The organism is Brevibacterium sp. (assembly GCF_022712115.1).
Classification (GTDB): domain Bacteria; phylum Actinomycetota; class Actinomycetes; order Actinomycetales; family Brevibacteriaceae; genus Brevibacterium; species Brevibacterium salitolerans.
In genome coordinates, this window is the sequence record NZ_JALAHB010000211.1 from 1 (window position 1) to 2,714 (window position 2,714).

A 2,714-nucleotide genomic window follows, 5' to 3' on the forward strand; every position below is an offset into this window, starting at 1 on the left:
GGCGAGCGCACCCTCCGGCGCCCAGACGGGAAGCGGCGCGCGGGGCTCGCCCGTCTCCTCGCGGCGGGCCACGGCCCACGGCGAGTAGGTCCGGTGGACGTAGAGCCCTGCGATGTCGAAGCAGTGGTCCGGGTGCAGGTGTGAGAGGACCACCGCGTCGAGCGCATCGGGATCGATGTGCGACTGCAGCGGACCCAGCGCCCCCGCCCCCAGGTCGAGGAGGACGGCGTAGCGCCGCTCCGCCTCCCACTCCACGAGGTAGCAGCTCGTGGTGGCACCGGGCCCGCCGAACGACCCCGAGGTGCCCACTGCGCTCAGCCGCATCATGTGGGTCCTCCCTCACCGGTGCCGGCCTCCGGCGCGTCTCCGCCGGGCCCGTGGCGCCTGTCCCGCCCCGTCCGGCCCTCGTCCGGTGCTTCTCCGCCGTCCTCGGACAGCCCGGACGCGGCGAACTCGGTGAGGTGCTCCTGCAGCCAGGAGGTGAGCTCGTACAGGCTCACGACGGCCTCCCCCGCGTCGCCCAGCTCGGACTCGCCGGCGAAGATCCGCTCGGCGTCGTCCTCGTCGGTGATCTCCAGCCTGGCCGCGAGCACGAGGCGCACGTCCGTGAGCACCCGCATCCACACGATCGCTGCCTCCCGGTCCAGGACGACCTCCCCCGCGCCGGAGGACGTGCGCAGCGATTCGAGGGCGATCCGGATCCGGTGGAGCTTGCCCTCGCGCAGGTCCAGCTCGGTGAGGCGGCGGAACTCCGCGGACCGCGCAGGATCCGCGGAGTCCACGTCCGGCAGGAGGCGCAGCAGGGCCGGGTCGTGCGGCCTGGCGACGCTCTGGTCGGGGTCGAGGTGGCCCACGAGCCGCTCGAAGGGATCGGCAGGGGGCTCGGGCATGTCCGCGGACAGCAGCTGGGCGACATCGGCGAGGAGGGCGGTGAGGATGCTGCGTTCCCCGTCCTCCATCTCCACCGCCAGCTGCCCGTCCGGGATGCGGTCCGTGAGGATCCTCACTGCCCGCCTCCCCGCTCGCCGCCGGCCTCGCCGTCCGTGTCCGCCGGGCGGCACTCCGCCCAGAGGCCGTAGCCGTGCATCGCCTGCACATCCGCCTCCATCTGCTCGCGGGTGCCGGTCGACACCCGGCTGCGGCCGCGTTCGTGCACCTCCAGCATGAGCCGGTGCGCCCGTGCCCGGCTGTACCCGAAGTACTCGCGGAAGACGTACTCCACGTAGCTCATGAGGTTCACGGGATCGTTGAGCACGATCGTGATCCAGGGCAGCTCCTTCGCCGGCGCCGGGACGGTGTCCGTACGCGGTTCGGCGACTGCGGTCGTTCCCTCTTGCTCAGTCACGCTCCCACTCTACGTCCCGCGCGCGGGACCGGTCCCCCGTGCTCTAGGATCTGGCCTATGAGCGTTCTCACGGCCGGCCCTCAGACTTCTGCGCTGCTCACAGACATGTACGAGCTCACGATGCTGCAGGCGTCCCTGCAGTCGGGCACCGCGCACCGCCGGAGCATCTTCGAGGTCTTCGGCAGGCGCCTGCCGGCCGGCAGGCGCTACGGCGTCGTCGCAGGCACCGGGCGCGTCCTCGAACTGCTGCAGGACTTCCGCTTCGGCGCGGACCAGCTGCGCTTCCTCGCGGACCGGCGGATCGTGGGCGAGGACGCGCTCGACTACCTGCGCGAGTACCGCTTCACCGGCACCGTCCGCGGCTACGCGGAGGGTGAGGTCTACTTCCCGGGCTCCCCCCTCATGACGGTGGAGGGCACCTTCGCGGACGCCGTCGTGCTGGAGACGATGATCCTCTCCGTCCTCAACCACGACACCGCCGTGGCCTCGGCCGCCTCCCGGATGTCCAATGCCGCGGGCGGCCGCCCGTTGGCGGAGATGGGCTCGCGGCGGACGCACGAGATCGCCGCCGTCGCGGCTGCCCGTGCCGCCGCCGTGGCGGGCTTCACCGCCACCTCGAACCTCGAGGCGGGCATGGCCTACGGCATCCCGACCCTGGGGACGAGCGCGCACTCCTTCACCCTCGTCCACGACACCGAGCGGCAGGCCTTCGAGGCGCAGGTGGCCGCGCTCGGCGAGGACACCACGCTGCTGCTGGACACCTATGACGTCGACACCGCCCTGCGGACCGCGATCGAGGTGGCGGGCACCCGTCTGGGCGGTGTGCGCATCGACTCCGGGGACCTCGGCATCCAGGCCGCCGAGGTCCGCGCCAAGCTCGACGAGCTCGGCGCCGTGGACACCACCATCACGGTGACGAGCGATCTCGACGAGTACGCGATCGCCGCACTCGCCGCGGCTCCGGTGGACTCGTACGGGGTGGGCACACGGGTGGTGACCGGATCCGGGCACCCCACCGCCAATCTCGTCTACAAGCTCGTGGCCCGGGAGGGGGAACCCGGCCCGGACGGCACCGCCGAATGGGTCTCCGTGGCGAAGACCTCGGCGGCGAAGGGCAGCCGAGGCGGACGCAAGCAGGCCGTGCGCGTCCTGGACTCCGGGATCGCGACGGAGGAGGCGATCGGCATCCCCCAGCTCCCGGCGGACCTCGACGACGGGCGCGAACTGCTCGTCGACCTCGTCCGCGACGGGGAGATCGACGCCGCCTTCACCGGTGCCGAGGGCGTGCGCCGGGCACAGGAGCGCCACGCGGCCTCGGTGGCGGAGCTCCCCCGCACCGCCCGCCGCCTGCAGGACGGCGAGCCCGCCC

The 2,714-nt window shown here is 72.8% G+C and carries 4 protein-coding genes; 1 reads left to right on the forward strand and 3 read right to left on the reverse strand.

What is annotated here, in order from left to right:
- The 3 genes from Q0A33_RS12235 to clpS all read right to left on the reverse strand — a co-directional run.
- Nucleotides 1-327, reverse strand: a 327-nt coding sequence (locus tag Q0A33_RS12235; protein ID WP_363316598.1) for an MBL fold metallo-hydrolase, incomplete at its 3' end; no start/stop codon positions are given.
- Nucleotides 324-1,007, reverse strand: coding sequence for a DUF2017 domain-containing protein (locus Q0A33_RS12240; protein ID WP_291797032.1), 684 nt, complete (start codon nt 1,005-1,007; stop codon nt 324-326). The genes Q0A33_RS12240 and Q0A33_RS12235, both read right to left, overlap by 4 nt.
- Complete coding sequence (gene clpS / locus Q0A33_RS12245; RefSeq protein WP_291797041.1) at nt 1,004-1,273, reverse strand: ATP-dependent Clp protease adapter ClpS; 270 nt, start codon at nt 1,271-1,273, stop codon at nt 1,004-1,006. Before clpS ends, Q0A33_RS12240 begins: the two co-directional genes overlap by 4 nt.
- A gap of 129 nt (nt 1,274-1,402) precedes the next feature.
- Between clpS and Q0A33_RS12250 the strand changes: the two genes are divergently transcribed.
- Nucleotides 1,403-2,714, forward strand: a 1,312-nt coding sequence (locus Q0A33_RS12250) for a nicotinate phosphoribosyltransferase (RefSeq protein WP_291797035.1), incomplete at its 3' end; no start/stop codon positions are given.